Annotated in this window: 15 protein-coding genes and 1 tRNA gene; 10 read left to right on the top strand and 6 right to left on the bottom strand. The window is 69.1% G+C overall.

Going from position 1 to position 16,262, the window contains the following annotated elements; genetic code table 11:
- The first annotated feature begins 245 nt into the window (after nt 1-245).
- The 5 genes from AC067M_RS28905 (at nt 246) to AC067M_RS28885 (ending at nt 3,299) form a co-directional block, all read left to right on the top strand.
- On the top strand, nt 246-1,607 hold the full coding sequence (locus AC067M_RS28905; RefSeq protein ID WP_478699967.1) for a B12-binding domain-containing radical SAM protein: 1,362 nt from the start codon (nt 246-248) through the stop codon (nt 1,605-1,607).
- Nucleotides 1,608-1,655: 48 nt separating this feature from the next.
- Nucleotides 1,656-2,234 (top strand): helix-turn-helix domain-containing protein, encoded by a 579-nt coding sequence (locus tag AC067M_RS28900; protein WP_478699966.1) that lies wholly within the window; start codon nt 1,656-1,658, stop codon nt 2,232-2,234.
- A 2-nt stretch (nt 2,235-2,236) separates the two neighbouring features.
- Nucleotides 2,237-2,755 (top strand): N-acetyltransferase family protein, encoded by a 519-nt coding sequence (locus AC067M_RS28895; RefSeq protein WP_478700080.1) that lies wholly within the window; start codon nt 2,237-2,239, stop codon nt 2,753-2,755.
- A gap of 30 nt (nt 2,756-2,785) precedes the next feature.
- Entirely contained in the window at nt 2,786-3,145 is a 360-nt protein-coding gene (locus AC067M_RS28890; RefSeq protein ID WP_478699965.1) for an MmcQ/YjbR family DNA-binding protein, read from the top strand.
- Nucleotides 3,146-3,225: 80 nt separating this feature from the next.
- Nucleotides 3,226-3,299 (top strand) — tRNA-Pro (locus AC067M_RS28885).
- A 132-nt stretch (nt 3,300-3,431) separates the two neighbouring features.
- On the opposite strand, the gene AC067M_RS28880 is transcribed toward AC067M_RS28885, so the two are convergent.
- The 5 genes from AC067M_RS28880 to AC067M_RS28860 form a co-directional block, all read right to left on the bottom strand.
- Nucleotides 3,432-4,562 carry an ABC transporter ATP-binding protein gene (locus tag AC067M_RS28880; RefSeq protein ID WP_478699964.1) on the bottom strand — a complete coding sequence of 377 codons (1,131 nt, stop codon included), beginning with the start codon at nt 4,560-4,562 and terminating at the stop codon, nt 3,432-3,434.
- Entirely contained in the window at nt 4,559-6,307 is a 1,749-nt protein-coding gene (locus AC067M_RS28875) for an ABC transporter permease (protein WP_478699963.1), read from the bottom strand. Before AC067M_RS28875 ends, AC067M_RS28880 begins: the two co-directional genes overlap by 4 nt.
- Entirely contained in the window at nt 6,304-7,374 is a 1,071-nt protein-coding gene (locus AC067M_RS28870) for an ABC transporter substrate-binding protein (RefSeq protein WP_478699962.1), read from the bottom strand. Before AC067M_RS28870 ends, AC067M_RS28875 begins: the two co-directional genes overlap by 4 nt.
- A 117-nt stretch (nt 7,375-7,491) precedes the next feature.
- Nucleotides 7,492-8,253, bottom strand: a complete 762-nt coding sequence (locus AC067M_RS28865) for a response regulator transcription factor (RefSeq protein ID WP_478699961.1) — start codon at nt 8,251-8,253, stop codon at nt 7,492-7,494.
- Nucleotides 8,250-9,056: a sensor histidine kinase gene (locus AC067M_RS28860; RefSeq protein WP_478699960.1), complete on the bottom strand. Its 807-nt coding sequence runs from the start codon at nt 9,054-9,056 to the stop codon at nt 8,250-8,252. Before AC067M_RS28860 ends, AC067M_RS28865 begins: the two co-directional genes overlap by 4 nt.
- A gap of 621 nt (nt 9,057-9,677) precedes the next feature.
- Between AC067M_RS28860 and AC067M_RS28855 the strand changes: the two genes are divergently transcribed.
- From AC067M_RS28855 to yjfF, 5 genes are all read left to right on the top strand, one after another.
- Nucleotides 9,678-10,706 carry a LacI family DNA-binding transcriptional regulator gene (locus AC067M_RS28855; RefSeq protein ID WP_478700079.1) on the top strand — a complete coding sequence of 343 codons (1,029 nt, stop codon included), beginning with the start codon at nt 9,678-9,680 and terminating at the stop codon, nt 10,704-10,706.
- A gap of 137 nt (nt 10,707-10,843) precedes the next feature.
- Complete coding sequence (locus AC067M_RS28850; RefSeq protein WP_478699959.1) at nt 10,844-11,848, top strand: ABC transporter substrate-binding protein; 1,005 nt, start codon at nt 10,844-10,846, stop codon at nt 11,846-11,848.
- 99 nt (nt 11,849-11,947) lie between these two features.
- Nucleotides 11,948-13,486, top strand: a complete 1,539-nt coding sequence (locus AC067M_RS28845; RefSeq protein WP_478699958.1) for a sugar ABC transporter ATP-binding protein — start codon at nt 11,948-11,950, stop codon at nt 13,484-13,486.
- Nucleotides 13,483-14,604, top strand: a complete 1,122-nt coding sequence (locus AC067M_RS28840; RefSeq protein WP_478699957.1) for an ABC transporter permease — start codon at nt 13,483-13,485, stop codon at nt 14,602-14,604. The genes AC067M_RS28845 and AC067M_RS28840 overlap by 4 nt, the downstream gene beginning before the upstream one ends.
- Nucleotides 14,604-15,626, top strand: coding sequence for a galactofuranose ABC transporter, permease protein YjfF (yjfF, locus tag AC067M_RS28835; RefSeq protein WP_478699956.1), 1,023 nt, complete (start codon nt 14,604-14,606; stop codon nt 15,624-15,626). Before AC067M_RS28840 ends, yjfF begins: the two co-directional genes overlap by 1 nt.
- Nucleotides 15,627-15,735: 109 nt before the next feature.
- On the opposite strand, the gene AC067M_RS28830 is transcribed toward yjfF, so the two are convergent.
- On the bottom strand, nt 15,736-16,224 hold the full coding sequence (locus AC067M_RS28830; protein WP_478699955.1) for a hypothetical protein: 489 nt from the start codon (nt 16,222-16,224) through the stop codon (nt 15,736-15,738).
- Between the last annotated feature and the right edge of the window lie 38 nt (nt 16,225-16,262).

Here is a 16,262-nt window from a genome sequence, read left to right as displayed (position 1 = left end):
AATGCCCGCCCGGGTCGCGCGGCCTGGCACCGCACCTCGCCGCGTTGCCGAAAAGCCCTGGTAGCTCCTCCCCCACTCTCGGCTGCGCTCGAGCGGGGGCCCCATCGAGGGCTCTCCGGCGCCTTGCGATGCACGGCACCGGACCACGCGACCTGATCGGGCGCTCATTGTGCAAGGACCCCTAGCGCGAGGCGTCGGGAACCAGCCACCCCGCCCACGCTGTCTCGGTTGGCATGCGTGTGACGATGATCCTTCCGGCCCTGACCGAGGCGACGAGCCCGCTGTTCCGGCCCATCAAGTACTCGCTGTTCCCGCCCCTGGGCCTCGCGACCCTGGCCGGCTACCTGGACCCCGACGACGAGGTCACCCTCCACGACGAGCACGTGGAACGCATCGACGTGGAAGCCCTGGAGACCCCCGACCTCTTGGTGATCCAGCCGTACATCACCTCCGCCCGCCGCAGCTACGAGATCGCCGACCACTTCCGCGCCCGGGGCGTCCACGTGGTCATGGGTGGCCTGCACGTCACCTCCCTCCCCGACGAGGCCGCGGCCCACGCCGACACGATCTTCACCGGCCCCGGCGAGGACACCTGGCCGCTCTTCCTCAAGGACTTCCGCGACCGCGTCCCCGCCCGCCGCTACGACTCGACGCGGCGCACCCTGGCGGGACTCCCGCCCGTCCGCCGCGACCTGATCAAGCGCCACCTGTACCTCGTTCCCAACTCGATCGTCGTCTCACGCGGTTGCCCGCACCACTGCGACTTCTGCTACAAGGACGCCTTCTTCGAGGGCGGCAAGTCCTTCTACACCCAGGCCGTCGACGACGCCCTGGCCGAGATCGAACGCCTGCCCGGCCGCCACCTCTACTTCCTCGACGACCACCTCCTCGGCAACCGTCGCTTCGCGGAGGCCCTGTTCGACGGCATGAAGGGCGCGGGGCGGCTGTGGCAGGCGGCGGGGACGGTCAACTCGGTGCTCAAGCCCGACCTGTTGGAGCGGGCGGTGGAGGCGGGGCTGCGCAGCCTCTTCGTCGGGTTCGAGACCGTCAACGACGCCAACCTCGCCGAGCGCCGCAAGAACCAGAACATCGGCACGGACTACGCGGCAGCGGTACGGCGCCTGCACGATGCCGGCGTCATGGTCAACGCCAGCTTCGTCTTCGGCCTCGACCAGGACGGCCCGGACGTCTTCGACCGGACCGTGGAGTGGGCCGTCGAGCAGGGCATCGAGACGGCGACCTTCCACATCATGACGCCGTATCCGTCGACCGGCCTGTGGAAGCAGCTTCAGGCCGAGGACCGCATCGTGCACCGCGACTGGGACCTCTACGACACCCGCCATGTCGTCTACCGGCCCAAGGGCATGACACCCCGTCAGCTGGAGGACGGCTACCGGCGGGCCTACCGTGACTTCTACCGCTGGCCGAACATCTGGCGCGGATCGGCCGCCCAGCCCGGCCGGCCCGAGCGGCTGCGGCACCTCGCGTACGCGGGCGGCTGGAAGAAGTTCGAGCCCGCCTGGGACCTGCTGATCCGCTCGAAGCGCGTGGTGCGGGCGCTGCCGGCGCTGGAACACACGCTGGCGGCGTTCGGGGGCCGCAAGTGACCTGAACCACTCCCTTTGTCGTCCCGAATCTGGGATAGCATCCCGAATATGAAACAGGATGTGTCCGTTCCGGACCCCGTCGACACCCGGCTCGGTGCCCGCCTGGCCGAGCTGCGGGCCGAACGCGGCTGGTCCCTGGGCGAGTTGGCGGAGCGCAGCGGTATCAGCCGGTCAACCCTCTCCCGGGCCGAGCGCGCGGAGATCAGCCCCACCGCCTCCCTGCTCAACCGCCTGTGCGCCGTCTACGGGCGGACCATGTCCCAGCTGCTCAGCGAGGTGGAGGCGGAGCCCGCACTGCTGGTGCGCGGCGCCGACCAGCACGTGTGGGAGGACCGGGCCTCCGGCTTCGTACGGCGGTCCGTGTCCCCTCCGCACCCCGGGCTGCGCGGTGAACTCGTCGAGGGGCGGCTCGCCCCGGGCGCGGACATCGCCTACGACCGGCCGCCCGTGCCGGGCCTGGAGCAGCACATCTGGGTGCTGGCGGGATCCCTCGCGGTGACGGCACAGGACGTCGAGCACACCCTGGGCGCGGGTGACTGCCTGCGGCTTCGGGTGTGGGGGCCGACGCGGTTTAGGTGCGCGGGTGAGGGGGAGGCGCGGTACGTGCTGGCGGTGGTGCTGCCGTGACGGTGACCGTACGCTCGCTCGACGCGCACGAAGTGCTGCTCCTTGTGGAGGAGTTGGGGGACCTGCTCACCGACACCGTCGACGGCGGCGCCTCGATCGGGTTCCTCGTGCCCCTCGACCGGGCGGAGGCCGTCGCCTGGTGGAAGACGCGTGCGGCCGCCGTGGCCGCAGGTGAACTCGCGGTCTGGGTGGCCCGGGACGACGACCGCGTGGTCGGTACCGTCAGCCTGGCCTTCCCCGACAAGCCCAACAGCCGTCACCGCGCCGAAGTCGTCAAGCTGATGGTGCACAGGGACGCGCGCGGACTCGGTCTCGGCCGCCGTCTCCTGGCCTCCGCCGAGGAGTTCGCCGCCACGGCCGGCCGCACCCTGCTGCACCTGGACACCGAGACCGACAGCTCCGCCGAACACCTCTACCGCTCCGCCGGATGGACCCGGGCAGGGGTGATCCCCGACTACGCCGCCAGCCCCGACGGGGTGCTGCGGCCGACGACGCTGTACTACAAGTCCATCACCAGGTGATTGTCAGTGGCAGCGGCTACGGTGCGTCTCATGCCGGATGCCGAAGACGTACGCCGTATCGCCCTCTCCCTGCCGGACACCACGGAGAAGATCGCCTGGAGCATGCCCACGTTCCGGGTCGCGGGGAAGATGTTCGCCACGCTGCCCGAGGACGAGACCTCCCTCGCCGTGCGCTGCCCGAAGGAGGAGCGCGACGAACTCGTCCTCGCCGAGCCGGAGAAGTTCTGGATCGCCGACCACGAGGCGCAGTTCGCGTGGGTGCGGGCCCGCCTCGCCGCCGTCGAGGACGAGCGGGAACTACGTGACATCCTGGCCGACTCCTGGCGCCAGGCCGCCCCCACCCGGCTGCTGGAGGCCTACCCCGAGCTGGGGCTGCCGACCGCCGAATAAACGAGCGCGCGTCCACCGGCCCGGGTGCGGTATTGTTTCCCTGCGCGTTCGACCAGGGAAACCCCAGGTCAGACGGGCAACGGGACGTGGCGCAGCTTGGTAGCGCACTTGACTGGGGGTCAAGGGGTCGCAGGTTCAAATCCTGTCGTCCCGACTTGCGAAGCAGCAGGTCAGAGGCCGTATCGGAGCATGGCGATACGGCCTCTCGGTCATTCCTGGAAGCCACCCGGTCAGTCTTCGCGCGTCCGTGCGGGATCCGGACGCCACCGCGAGCGGAAAGCGGGGGTCAGTCCTGGGTGAGCAGGTAGGAACGGTCCGGGTCGAAGGTGACGTCGACGTTGGTGCCTTCGGCCAGTGCCTCCCGTGGATCGACGCCCGGCTCGGTGACCGTGATGGTGCCGCCGGTCGTCTCCACCTCGTAGTCGATCGTGGGGCCGTGGAAGGTGGAGCGCAGTACCACGCCGATGCCGGTGCCGGCGTCGGTGATCGGGGACAGCCGGACCGTTTCCGGACGCACCATCAGATACGCACCGGTGGCGCCGGCGGTCACCTTGGGGTGCGCGGCGACGGTGAGTTGCCGGCCGAGGACCGTCACGGTGACTTTGTTGCCGTCGGCACGCTCGGGTACCGCCTCCAGGAAGTTGGCCCGGCCGATGAAGTCGGCGACGAAGACGCTGGTCGGCCGGGCGTAGATCTCGCCCGGTGTGGCCGCCTGCTCCACCCTGCCCTTGTTCATCACCACGATCCGGTCGGACATGCTCATCGCCTCGTCCTGGTCGTGGGTGACATAGATGCTGGTGATGCCGAACATCTTCTGGATGCGCCGGATCTCCGCCCGCATCGCATCCCGCAGTTTCGCGTCCAGGTTGGACAGCGGCTCGTCGAAGAGCAGTACCTTCGGCTGCACCACCAGAGCGCGGGCCAGCGCGACCCGCTGCTGCTGGCCGCCGGACAGCTCGTGCGGGCTGCGGTCCTCAAGACCGACCAGGTTCATGCTGGTGACGGCCATCCTCATACTGGTGGCGATGTCGTCGCGGGTACGCCGCTGCAGCCGCATCCCATAGGCGATGTTCTCGGCCACGGTCATGTGCGGGAACAGCGCGTAGCTCTGGAACACCATCGCCATGGGCCTGCGCTGCGCGGGCATGTCGTCGATGGCCTTGCCGTCGAGGAGGATGCTGCCGCTGGAGGAGTCCTCGAAGCCCGCCACCATGCGCAGGGTGGTGGTCTTGCCGCAGCCGGACGGGCCGAGCAGGGTGATGAACTCCCCGGGCTCGACATCGAGCGAGACGCTGTCCACGGCGGTCACGGTGCCGGAGCGGCCGGTGAACCGCTTGGTCAGGGCGTCGAGCCGCAGGTGTCCGCTGTCGGCCTCGCGCGGCGGCGCGGGGTTGAGTTCGGTCGCGGCGGCGGTCATGACTTCTGCCTTTCGGAGGTGGCGGTGCGCTGCAGTGCGGCGCCGGTGCCGACGAGGACACGGATGATTCCGAACCCCGTCAGTACCAGTGCGGTCAGTACGGTGCAGTAGGCGAAGGCGACGCCGTACCGGCCCGTGCCGGCGGCGCTGAGGACCTGGGACGTGATGATCTTCGTCTCGGGCGTGACCAGCAGGACGATCGTCGAGACGGAGGTCATGCTGCGGGCGAAGCTGTAGCTCAGCCCGGTGAGCAGCGCGGGCCGGATCAGCGGAAGGGTCACCCGGCGGAAGGTCTGCAGCGGACTCGCCCCCAGGTCCGTCGAGGCCTGCTCGATGTACGGATGCAGTTGCGTGAGCGAGCCCACCGCGGTGCGCTGGCCCGCCGGGACGCTGCGGACGATGTACGCCAGGACGATGGCGACCGCACCGCCGGCGACGGCGCTGCCTCCCACCAGGCTGGGGAGCGCGTGCACGGGGCCGATCCACCGGTCCGGACGGTAGGCCAGCACGAAGCCGATGCCCAGGACGGTGCCGGGCACGGCGACGCCCAGCGTTCCGCCGAGGTCGAGCAGCCAGGCCGTGCGATCCAGGTGCCGCACGACCAGCCAGGCGACGGCCAGCCCTACGAGACCCGCGATGGGCGTGGCGATGGCGGCGAACCTGAGCGTGTCCAGCACGGCCTCGACCCCGACCCCGGCGACGACCTCCTTGAGGTAGTCGAGCGTGAACGTGTTGTCGACCCCGAACACCCGGGTCATCGAGCCGACGATGACCGTGCCGTAGAGGCTCAGGATCACCGCGGCGGCCAGCAGCGCCAGCGTGTAGACCGGCCACCGTTCCCAGCCGGTGATCAGATGGACGCTGCCGGACGGGCGGCCGGTGATGGTCGTGCGCACCTTACGGTTCATCCAGCGTCGCTGCCCGAAGTAGATCGCCAGCGACGGCACCAGCAGGATCACGCAGTAGACCGCGGCGCCGGTGATGTCGTACTCGCCGGTGACCGCCAGATAGGCGCGGCCGGCGAGGACGGTGTAATCACCGCCGAGCACCAGAGGGTTGGCCAGGTCCGCGATCGCCTCCACGAACAGGAGCAGGAACGGCGCGACCAGACCGGGCGCCACCAGCGGCAGGATCACCGTCCGCAGGATCGTCCACCGGGAGGCGCCCATGTTCATGGCCGCCTCCTCCAGCGCCGGGTCCAGACCCCGCAGCATGCCGAGCAGCCCGAGGTACGCCACGGGGAACAGCGACAGCGACAGGACGAACACCAGCCCGTCCAGGCCGTAAATGTCGTACTCCATACCGAACACGCCGTTGCTGATGACACCGCGCCGGCCGTACAGCACGACGGTGGCGGTGGCGATCGCGAAGGGCGGGCTGACGATCGGGACCAGGGCGATGACGTGCAGGATCTTCTTCCCCGGCACATCGAGCCTGGCCTGGACGAACGCGAACAGGAAGCCGAGTGCCGTACCGCAGACGCCGACGAGGGCGCCGAGCACCAGGGTGTTGCGCAGCGCGGCGAGGTCGACCCACGACGTGAAGAACTCCGCGTAGCGGGGCAGCGCGTCGGGCGCGAAGGCGGTGGCGAGCACCGCGACCAGCGGCACGACAGCGCCGATCACCACCAGCAGGGCGACGACGGCGATCAGCACCCGGACACCCAGGTCGGTCCGGCGGCGCCGCCGCGGAGCCGCCACCTCGGGCAAGGTGGACGGCTCGCGGCCAAAAAGCATCGTGGTCATGACTTCGGCGCCTGCGCGACTTCTTCGTCGAACCGCTTGGTCAGCGCCGCCTTGGCCGCTCCGGCCGCGTCCGCGTCGTAGGTCACCAGCTTGATGCGGTCCAGGTCCACGACCTTGTCCGACACCTTGGCGGCCGGGTTGGTCGGGAACTGGTACGCCTTCACGCCGGGCCCGATCTCCTGCGCCTCGGGGGTCAGCGCCCAGTCGACGAACTTCTTGGCGCTGGTGGGGTTCTTCGCGCCCTTGACCAGTGCGACGCCGCCGGTCTCGTAGCCCGTGCCCTCGGACGGGAAGGTCACCTTCAGGCCGGGGAAGCCGGCCTCCTGGGTGGCTGTGCAGTCGTGGGAGAAGATGACGCCGACGGCGACCTCGCCGCGCGCCGTCATCTGCGCCGGCGCCGAGCCGGACTTGGTGTACTGCAGCACGTTCGGGTGGAGCCTGCGCATGTACTTCAGCGCCTTGTCCTCGTCCCCGTCGGCCAGTTGCACCTGCGTCCACAAGGCCGTGTACGCGGTGCCCGACGTGGACGGATGCGCGATGCCGATGTCCTTCTTCAGTTTCGGATCGAGCAGGTCGGCCCAGGAGTCCGGGGCGGCGAGGCCCTTCTCCTTCAGCAGCTTGCCGTTGCTGCAGAAGCCCAGCGCGCCGACGTAGACGCCGGTCCACAGGCCGGAGGCGTCCTTGTACTTGGCGGGGATGGCCTTCGCGTTCGCCGACACATACGGCTCCAGCAGGTCCTGCTCGCCCGCGGCGGCGTACCCGTCGGCGGGCCCGCCGTACCAGACGTCGAACTCGGCGTTGCCCTTGCCGGCCTGGATCCTGGCCAGTGCCTCGCCGCTGGACAGACGGACGAAGTCGGCCTTCACCCCGGTGGTCTTGGTGAACTGCTTCGTGGTGGCGGCGCACCACTCCTCGGTCGCACCGCAGGCGACGTGCACCACGCCGCCGTCCTGGTCGGCGCCGACCTCACCGGCCTCCCGCGCGCAGCCGCTCGCGGCCGCGACCACCACAGCCGCCAGCGCCATCGTCAGTGTTGCGCCGCGGCGCGACCGTCTTCCCTTTGTCACGACGTTGACCTCCGCGTATGCGAGCCGAACCGGCTCGGTCGAGCGATGTTTCGGCCAGATTAGGAGCGCGTGAACGGGGCCCCGGTGACGGCGGAGTGATCCCCGGTGACAGCGCCGTCACCCAGCGGGCGGCCCGTCCGGCTCCTCGGCGGGAGCGCTCTCCTCGGCGTCCACCGGGAGGTCCGGCATCAGATAGCCGACCCCGCGCAGGGTACGGATGTACGCCGCGCCGCCCGGAACCCCTGCCAGCCGCGACCGCAGCCGGTACACCGTGGACTTGACCACGTCCCGTCCGCCCAGGAGGTCGGCGGTGCCCCACACCTCCCGCAGGAGGTCCTGCCAGGGCTGCGGAACACCCCGGCGGGAGGCCAGCTGGGTCAGCAGTTTGAACTCCGTGAACGGCAGGTCCAGCCGGTGCCGGCCCAGCCGCGCCGACTGGGCCACCGGGTCGATCACCAGCCGACCGACGCGGACCGCTGCGCCGCCGCTCCGGCGGTGACGTCGGACCAGGGCCTGGGCGCGCAGCGCGACCTCGCGCGGATGGAACGGCTTGGTCACGTAGTCGTCGGCGCCGTGCTCCAGGCCGGCGATGACGTCGTCGTGCCCGGACAGCGCGGTGAGCAGCATGACCGGCACGTCCGACCGCGCCCTGATCCGCTCGCACAGCGTGAGCCCGTCCATCGCCGGCATCATCACGTCCAACACGACCAGGTCGACGGTGCGGGTCCGCAGCAGATTCAGCGCGGTCGCGCCGTCGTGTGCCGTGAGCACCGCGAATCCCTGCGTCTGCAGGGCGAATTCGATGATGATCGTCATCTGCGGCTCGTCGTCGACCACCAGCGCGGTCGGCCCCGCCGCCGTCTGTGCCTGAGCCGTCACGACGCGTCGGGCAGGGTCAGCAGGAACGTCGTCCCGCGGGTCGACGCGGTGTGCACCATGATCTCGCCTCCGTGCAGCTCCACGACGGTCTTCGTGATCACGAGACCGAGACCGGTCCCGTCGGCCAGGGGCCGCCCGGTGGCGAAGCGGTGGAACAGCCGATGACGCTCGGCCCGCGTCATGCCGGCGCCGTCGTCGGTGACGTACAGCGCGACGCCGCTGTCGATGAGCGCGACCCGGACGTCGATACTGCCACCCGTGGTGGTGAACCGGCTCGCGTTCGACAGCAGGTTCGTCAGTGCCTGGGTCAGCAGCATCGGGTCCGCCGCGATCCGGGGCATCACCTGCGGCACGTCCAGGCTGATCCGCTGCTCGCGCTGAGCGCACAGCGGCCGCATCGCGGTGACGACGTCCCGCGCCACCACCGACACGTCGACCTTCTCCATGCGCGGGGTGAACAGGCCCGCCTCGATCTTCGCCTGGATCAGCAGGCTCTCGCACAACGACGTGACCTGCGTGGACTGGTGAGCGGCGACCTGCAGCAAGCGCTCCTGCGCCGAAGTCAGCGGGCCCGGAGTTCCCTCCCTCAGCAGATCCACCGCGCCTTTGATCATGCTGAGCGGCGTACGCAACTCATGACTGAGCGCGGTGACCTGCTCCGCCCGGCGTTCCACCATGTGCTCCAGGTGAGCCAGCTCCGTCACGCGCGCCGCGGCGGACCGGCGCATCCGTATGAACGTCAGCAGGGCAGCGGCACCTGCACCACCGAGCGCTGCCACCGGCAACCACCACACGGTGACCATGGCCCGTCCTCCTCGGACCGCCGCCGTAGCGGGGCGAGGCGGTCCCGTGCATTGTGCATGGCATCAACCGGCACGACAATCAGCTCGCTGCCCGACTTGTCCGAGGGACCGTCACGCATGGGGACCTCTGCATCATTCCGGGGCCGGCCGCACACCCGCCTGGTCAAGGCACATCCGGGGGCCGTGGCGGATGAGCTCGGCCCTGCGCACAACCATGAACAACCTCAACATCCGGTATTTCGTACATGGTTCGAAGTTTCGTTGCTGAAGATAGGGTCGCGTCCCAGGTGCGTCAACCCCTTTTGGCCGGGGGGTTTGTCGCGGCGGACCGCTCTCCCCGGAGTCGGTGGGCACCTCGAGCCCCGCCTTCCTGTCGCGTTATTCAACCGTGACGACTTCCCGTTGCATCCCTCTTGACCGCCATGAATTGTTAGCGCTCACAATGACGTCCGCATTCATCAATCGGCATCCAGCGACATCCAGGGAGGTGTGATCGTCGTGACCGCCGGGCCCCGACTCGCCTCCCCGGCCGACCCGGGAAGGAGCGGAGCGCAGGTCTTATCCGCAGACGACCGCCAAGGAGGTGCGGCCGTGGCATCATCGCAGCTTCGGCGGCCCACCATGGCCGACGTCGCACGACTGGCGGGCGTGTCCCACCAGACCGTGTCCCGGGTGCTGGGGGAGCACCCCAACGTCCGGGGCGAGACGAGGGCAAAGGTGCTGCGGGCGATCGAGGAGATGGGCTATCGTCGCAACTCCTCCGCCCGGGCCCTCGCAACCCGACGCACCCGCACCCTGGGTGTGGTGGCCTCCGACACCACCCTCTACGGCCCGGCCAGCACCCTGTTCGCGCTCGAGGAGGCGGCGCGGGCCGAGGGGTACCTCGTCTCCACGGTCAGTCTGCGCAAACTGACCGTAGACACCCTCTCCGAGGCCCTGGACCACCTCAGCGACGGCGGGGTGGAGGGAGTCGTCGCCATCGCCCCCCAGCGGTCGGCGGTCGAGGCCCTCGCCGGACTGCGCCATCCGTTCCCGGTGGTGACCGTGGGAAGCGGTCTTGGCGGAGGCGCCCCTTGCGTCACCGTGGACCAGGATCTGGGCGCACGGCTGGCCACCGCACACCTCCTGGCGGCCGGTCACCGCAAGGTCTGGCATCTCGCCGGGCCCGAGGACTGGCAGGAGGCCGCCGACCGGGCGGCCGGCTGGCGGGCGACCCTCGAAGAGGACGGCGTAGAACCGCCGTTGCTCCTGCGCGGGGACTGGAGTCCGCTGTCGGGGTATCGTGCCGGCCAGGAACTGGCGGGCTGGGTGGGGCGGGGACTGACAGCGGTCTTCGTCGCCAACGACCAGATGGCACTGGGGGTGTTGCGGGCTCTTCGGGAGGCGGGCGTACGGACTCCCGAGGACGTGGCGGTGGTCGGCTTCGACGACATCCCGGAGGCGGAGTTCTTCGCACCCCCGCTCACCACGGTCCGACAGGACTTCTCGGCCGTGGGCAAGCACAGCATCGCCCTGCTCCTGGACCTCATCGAGGGCAGAGAAATCTCCGGGATCCCCCGGATCGCCATCGAACCCCAGCTGGTAGTCCGCGCCAGCACCTTCCCACAGACCCCACAACGAGCCCCTCAAGCGGGGGCGCCCCCCACCTGACGTGATCCCGACCCATGGTCTTCCAACCCTTCCATGTGGTCGATATCTCGAACAATGATCGACAGGCTGGACGCAGTGCGGCCGGTCCCACGAGTACCTGGTCCAACCCCGGGCCGGCTCTTCAAAGGAGAAGAAACATGCTCAACAGACGGAACTTCCTCACTGCGGCGGTCGGCGTTGCGGCTGCGGGCGGACTTGCGGCCTGCGCCAAGGAGGACAAGAGCTCCACCGGCACCTCCGGGGGCGGCAGCAAGACCATCACCCTCGGCTTCTCCCAGGTCGGCTCGGAGAGCGGCTGGCGCAGCGCCAACACCGACTCGGTGAAGTCGGCCGCCAAGGAGGCCGGCTACAACCTCAAGTTCTCCGACGCCCAGCAGAAGCAGGAGAACCAGATCTCCGCGATCCGCAGCTACATCGCGCAGAAGGTGGACGTCATCGCCTTCTCCCCGGTGGTCGTCACCGGCTGGGACGCGGTGCTCAAGGAGGCCAAGGCCAAGAACATCCCGGTCGTCCTGACCGACCGCTCCGTCGAGACCTCCGACGACTCTCTGTTCGTGACGCTGGTCGGCTCCGACTTCACGGACGAGGGACGGCGCGCGGCCAAGATCCTCGAGAAGGTCCTGGAGAAGGCCGGCCACAAGGGCGCCGTGAAGATCGCGCAGCTGGAGGGCACCACCGGTGCCGCCCCGGCGATCGAGCGGGCCAAGGGCTTCAAGGAGGTCATGGAGGCCGAGCACAAGGACGACTGGAAGATCGTCGTCAGCCAGACCGGTGACTTCACCCGCGCCGGCGGCAAGCAGGTCATGGCGGCCTTCCTGCAGTCCAACCCGGACGTCAACGTCCTGTTCGCGCACAACGACGACATGGCCATCGGCGCCATCCAGTCCATCGAGGCGGCCGGCAAGAAGCCCGGCAAGGACATCCTCATCGTCTCGATCGACGGTGTGAAGGACGGCTTCGTCGCCATGTCCGAAGGCAAGATCAACGCCATCGTCGAGTGCAACCCGCTGCTCGGCCCCCAGCTGATGGAGGTCGTGAAGAAGGTCAAGAACGGCGAGTCGGTCGAGCGCTGGATCAAGACCAAGGAGGGCGACTTCATGCAGGACCAGGCCAAGGCCGCGCTCCCCAGCCGCAAGTACTGACCGACCGCACCCACCGGCAGGGAGCCTCCGGCCGACCGAGAACGCCTCGGTCCAGGTGGCTCCCCGCGGGCCTGAACCCATTTCATGAGGAGCGCTGCCATGGCAGAGCCTGCGCCCGTCCTGGAGATGACGGGCATAGTCAAAGAGTTTTCGGGGGTACGGGCTCTGTCGGGCGTCGACTTCCGGCTCTTCCCCGGGGAGATCCACGCCCTGATGGGCGAGAACGGTGCGGGGAAGTCCACCCTCATCAAGGTGCTGACGGGCGTCTACTCCCTCGACGGCGGCACCATCACCCTCGACGGGAAGTCCGTGCTGTTCGGCAGCCCGCTGCAGGCGCAGCAGGCCGGCATCAGCACGGTCTACCAGGAGGTGAACCTCTGCCCCAACCTGTCGGTGGCGGAGAACATCTTCATCGGACGTGAACCGACACGCACCGGCCGCATCCAGTGGAAGCGCCTGCGCCAGGAGGCGGCGGAGCTGGTCGACCGTCTGGGCCTCGACATCGACGTGACCGCCCCCCTGTCCTCGTACCCGCTGGCCGTTCAGCAACTGGTCGCGATCGTGCGCTCGGTGAGCACCGGCGACAACCTCGGCGGAGGATCCGGCACCAAGGTGCTGGTCCTCGACGAGCCGACGTCCAGCCTCGACCGCGGCGAGGTCCAGGAACTGTTCCGCCTGATGCGGCAGTTGAAGGACGAGGGCGTGGCGATCCTGTTCGTCTCGCACTTCCTGGACCAGATCTACGAGGTCTGCGACCGGATGACCGTCCTGCGCAACGGCACCCTCGTCGGTGAGCACATGGTCGCCGACCTCGACCAGGTCGGCCTCGTCCAGCTGATGATCGGCAAGGAGCTCGATCAGTTGGAGGAGCTCCACGACCACCAACTGCGCGCCGATGTCGGCGAGTCGCTGCTGCACGCCGAGGGCCTCGGCAGGGCCGGAGCCATCGACCCCTTCGACCTGGAGATCAAGAAGGGCGAAGTCGTCGGACTGGCGGGCCTGCTGGGGTCCGGGCGCACCGAACTCGCCCGGCTGCTCTTCGGAGCCGACCAGCCGGACAGCGGCAAGTTGAGCATCGGCGGCAAGCAGGTCTCGATGAGCGCCCCGAACGACGCCATCGGCGCCGGCGTGGCGTTCTGCTCGGAGAACCGCAAGACCGAGGGCCTGGTACCGGACCTGACGGTGCGGGAGAACATCATCCTCGCCCTGCAGGCGGCACGCGGCTGGACCCGGCCCATCCCGGCCGCCCAGCGCGACGAACTCGTCGCCAAGTACATCAAGGCGCTGGACATCCGCCCCGCCAACCCCGAGGCCCGCGTCGGTCAGCTCAGCGGCGGCAACCAGCAGAAGGTGCTGCTCGCCCGCTGGCTGATCACCCAGCCGAAGCTCCTCATCCTCGACGAGCCGACGCGCGGTATCGACGTGGGTGCCAAGGCGGAGATCCAGAAGCTGGTGGTCTCCCTCTCCGAGGACGGCATGTCCGTCCTGTACATCGCGGCCGAGCTGGAGGAGGTACTCCGGCTCAGTCACACCATCGGAGTGCTGCGCGACCGCCGGCTGGTGGCGCAGATCGCCAACGGGCCCGAGATCACCCCGAGCCGGATCCTGGAGACCATCGCGAGCGGAGAGCACGAGTGAGCACACCGTCCCGATGGCGAGCGCTGACGCACCATCACCTCTTCTGGCCGGTAGCGGTGCTGGTCCTCCTGCTGCTCGTCAACGTTCCCTTCACACCCGACTTCTTCGCGATCAAGATGACGGGCGGCCACCTCTACGGCAGCCTCGTCTCGATCGTGCTGTTCGGCTCGCCCCTGATCCTGGTGGCGGTCGGCATGACCCTGGTCATCGCGACCGGAGGCATCGACCTCTCCGTAGGCGCCGTCGTCGCCATCACCGGAGCCCTCGCCTGCTCGTACATCAGCGACCAGGCCGACCAGAGTGCCCTCTCCGGCGTACTGCTCGCCATGGGCATCGGACTGCTGGCCGCGGTCGTCTGCGGCCTCTGGAACGGCTTCCTCGTCGCCAGGATGGGCATCCAGCCGATCATCGCCACGCTGATCATCATGGTCGCCGGACGCGGTGTCGCCCAGCTGATCACCGACGGCCAGATCATCACCATCAACAGCGAGCCGTACAAACTGATCGGCGGCGGCTACTGGCTGACGCTGCCCTTCTCCATCTTCGTCGTGGCCGCGGTCGTCGCCGTCACCGTGGCGCTGACCCGCAAGACGGCCCTCGGCCTGCTCGTCGAGTCCGTCGGCGGCAACGCCGAGGCCAGCCGCCTGGTGGGCATCAGGTCCCGCCGCATCAAGATCATGGTGTACGTGTTCTGCGCGCTGTGCGCGGGCATCGCGGGCCTGATGATCAGCTCCAACACCTCGGCCGCGGACGGCAACAACGCCGGCCTGTGGATCGAGCTCGACGCGATCCTCGCCGTGGTCATCGGCGGCACCTCGCTGCTGGGCGGCCGGTTCTCCATCGGCGGCACGGTGGTCGGCGCCCTCGTCATCCAGACCCTGACCACCACGATCTACACCATCGGCGTGCCGACCCAGACCAACCTGGTCTTCAAGGCCGCCGTCGTCATCGTCGTCTGCCTGCTGCAGTCCCCGAAGTTCCGCGCGAAGGTCTTCGGTGCGAAGTTCGGCGCCAAGTTCGGCCCCAAGTCCGGTCCGAAGGACAGCGGCAAGCCGGCCGCGGCCCCTTCGGGAGCCGCCGCGACGACCGAGGCCGCTCCCCAGATGGAGGTGTCGTGATGACCACGACCACCCAGACCCCCACGGCGCCGGACAGCCGTACGACGTCCAAGGTCACGCGTCTGCTCGGCGACCGGCGCCTGCCCGTCCTGGTGACGGCCCTGCTCTTTCTCGTCATGTACGGGGTCGGCCTGAGCCGGTACCAGAACTACGGTTTCGCCGAGCCGCAGGTCTTCATGAACCTGTTCATCGACAACGGCTACCTGCTGGTCGCCGCCGTCGGTGCCACCTTCGTCATCCTGTCCGGCGGCATCGACCTGTCCGTGGGCTCGGTGATCGGCTTCACCACCATGCTGACGGCGTGGCTGGTGGAGCGTCAGGGGCTGCCGCTCGTCGTGGTCGTGCCCATCGCGCTGGGCGTGGGTGCGTTCGGTGGCTTCCTGATGGGCTACGTGATCCACAACTTCGAGATCCAGCCCTTCATCGTCACCCTCGCCGGTCTCTTCCTCTTCCGGGGGCTGTGTCTGGTCATCAGCAAGGAGTCGATCTCCATCGGCGACTCCTCCGTGAGCAGCCTCGCCCAGACCCAGGTGTCGCTCGGGGCGGGCTTCCTGTCGCTCGGGGCCGTGATCGCCCTGGTCGTCCTCGCGGCGGCGTTCTACGTGCTGCACTACACGCGCTTCGGACGCCGGGTGTACGCCATCGGCGGCAACGAGCAGTCGGCCATGCTGATGGGCCTTCCACAAGGCGGCACGAAGATCGCCGTGTACACCGTGAGCGGCTTCTGCTCGGCGCTGGCCGGTCTGCTGTTCACCCTGTACATCCAGTCCGGTGACCCGCTGCACGCCACCGGCATGGAACTCGACGCGATCGCCGCGGTCGTCATCGGCGGCACGCTCCTGACGGGCGGCTCCGGCTACGTCGTGGGCACCCTGTTCGGCGTCCTCGTCCTGGGCCTGATCAAGAGCATCATCCAGTTCGAGGGCACGCTCAGCTCCTGGTGGACGAAGATCGCCACGGGTGTGCTGCTGTGCGCCTTCATCCTGATCCAGCGCGCGATGACGGCCCGCAAGAAGACCTGAGCCGTCCTGCGGGGCATCTGCCCCGCGGCCCGTCCGACCCGAGCGGCCCGTCGCACGAGACACGCACCCCGCGTGCCGTGCGACGGGCCGCTTCGGCGTGCGGCGCCGGTCACATGGCCGGGGACTCCACCAGCAGCACGACCCGGTCGGCCCCGACGTCGAACCTGAGGAAGGGGCGCGTGCCGTCGCCGCCCTCGTTGTCCATCAGCACGGGCTTGCCCAGACGCCGTCCGATCGCCCCGAGGAACCCGCAGAGCACGTCGAGCCGTTGCTGGCCCTGGAGTTCCCGCAGATCCACGTCGAAGTCGATCGCCTCCGCCGCGTAGAACCGGAAGATCGCCAGCACGTCGGCAGCAGGCCACACCTCCAGATGAGGCTGCTCGGCATCGGCCGGACGGGACAGCACGACCTCTGCCGGCGGCAGCGGCAACACGGTCTCACCCTCCGTGTACTCATACGTCCAGCCTTGCTCCCGGACGAGGTCGAGGACCGCCTGCCAGTCCTCGACCGAGGTGTCGGGGACGAACACGTCCGGCAGCGCCCCCATGTCGTCAGGGTCGAAGAGCCACTTGACGTCGTCCCACAGCAGATCGGCCATCACGCCATCCTGCCCGCCGAGCGCTCCCGTATCGACCG

The organism is Streptomyces sp. NPDC043427, assembly GCF_056436655.1.
Note: the sequence above shows the minus strand (reverse complement) of the source record. Positions and strands in the feature narration are given on the sequence as shown.

Coding starts and splice junctions, on each gene's coding strand:
- AC067M_RS28905 (WP_478699967.1), top strand. CDS start 246: ATGATCCTTCCGGCCCTGACCGAGGCGACGAGCCCGCTGTTCCGGCCC.
- AC067M_RS28900 (WP_478699966.1), top strand. CDS start 1,656: ATGAAACAGGATGTGTCCGTTCCGGACCCCGTCGACACCCGGCTCGGT.
- AC067M_RS28890 (WP_478699965.1), top strand. CDS start 2,786: ATGCCGGATGCCGAAGACGTACGCCGTATCGCCCTCTCCCTGCCGGAC.
- AC067M_RS28880 (WP_478699964.1), bottom strand. CDS start 4,562: ATGACCGCCGCCGCGACCGAACTCAACCCCGCGCCGCCGCGCGAGGCC.
- AC067M_RS28875 (WP_478699963.1), bottom strand. CDS start 6,307: ATGACCACGATGCTTTTTGGCCGCGAGCCGTCCACCTTGCCCGAGGTG.
- AC067M_RS28860 (WP_478699960.1), bottom strand. CDS start 9,056: ATGGTCACCGTGTGGTGGTTGCCGGTGGCAGCGCTCGGTGGTGCAGGT.
- AC067M_RS28855 (WP_478700079.1), top strand. CDS start 9,678: ATGGCCGACGTCGCACGACTGGCGGGCGTGTCCCACCAGACCGTGTCC.
- AC067M_RS28850 (WP_478699959.1), top strand. CDS start 10,844: ATGCTCAACAGACGGAACTTCCTCACTGCGGCGGTCGGCGTTGCGGCT.
- AC067M_RS28845 (WP_478699958.1), top strand. CDS start 11,948: ATGGCAGAGCCTGCGCCCGTCCTGGAGATGACGGGCATAGTCAAAGAG.
- yjfF (WP_478699956.1), top strand. CDS start 14,604: ATGACCACGACCACCCAGACCCCCACGGCGCCGGACAGCCGTACGACG.
- AC067M_RS28830 (WP_478699955.1), bottom strand. CDS start 16,224: ATGGCCGATCTGCTGTGGGACGACGTCAAGTGGCTCTTCGACCCTGAC.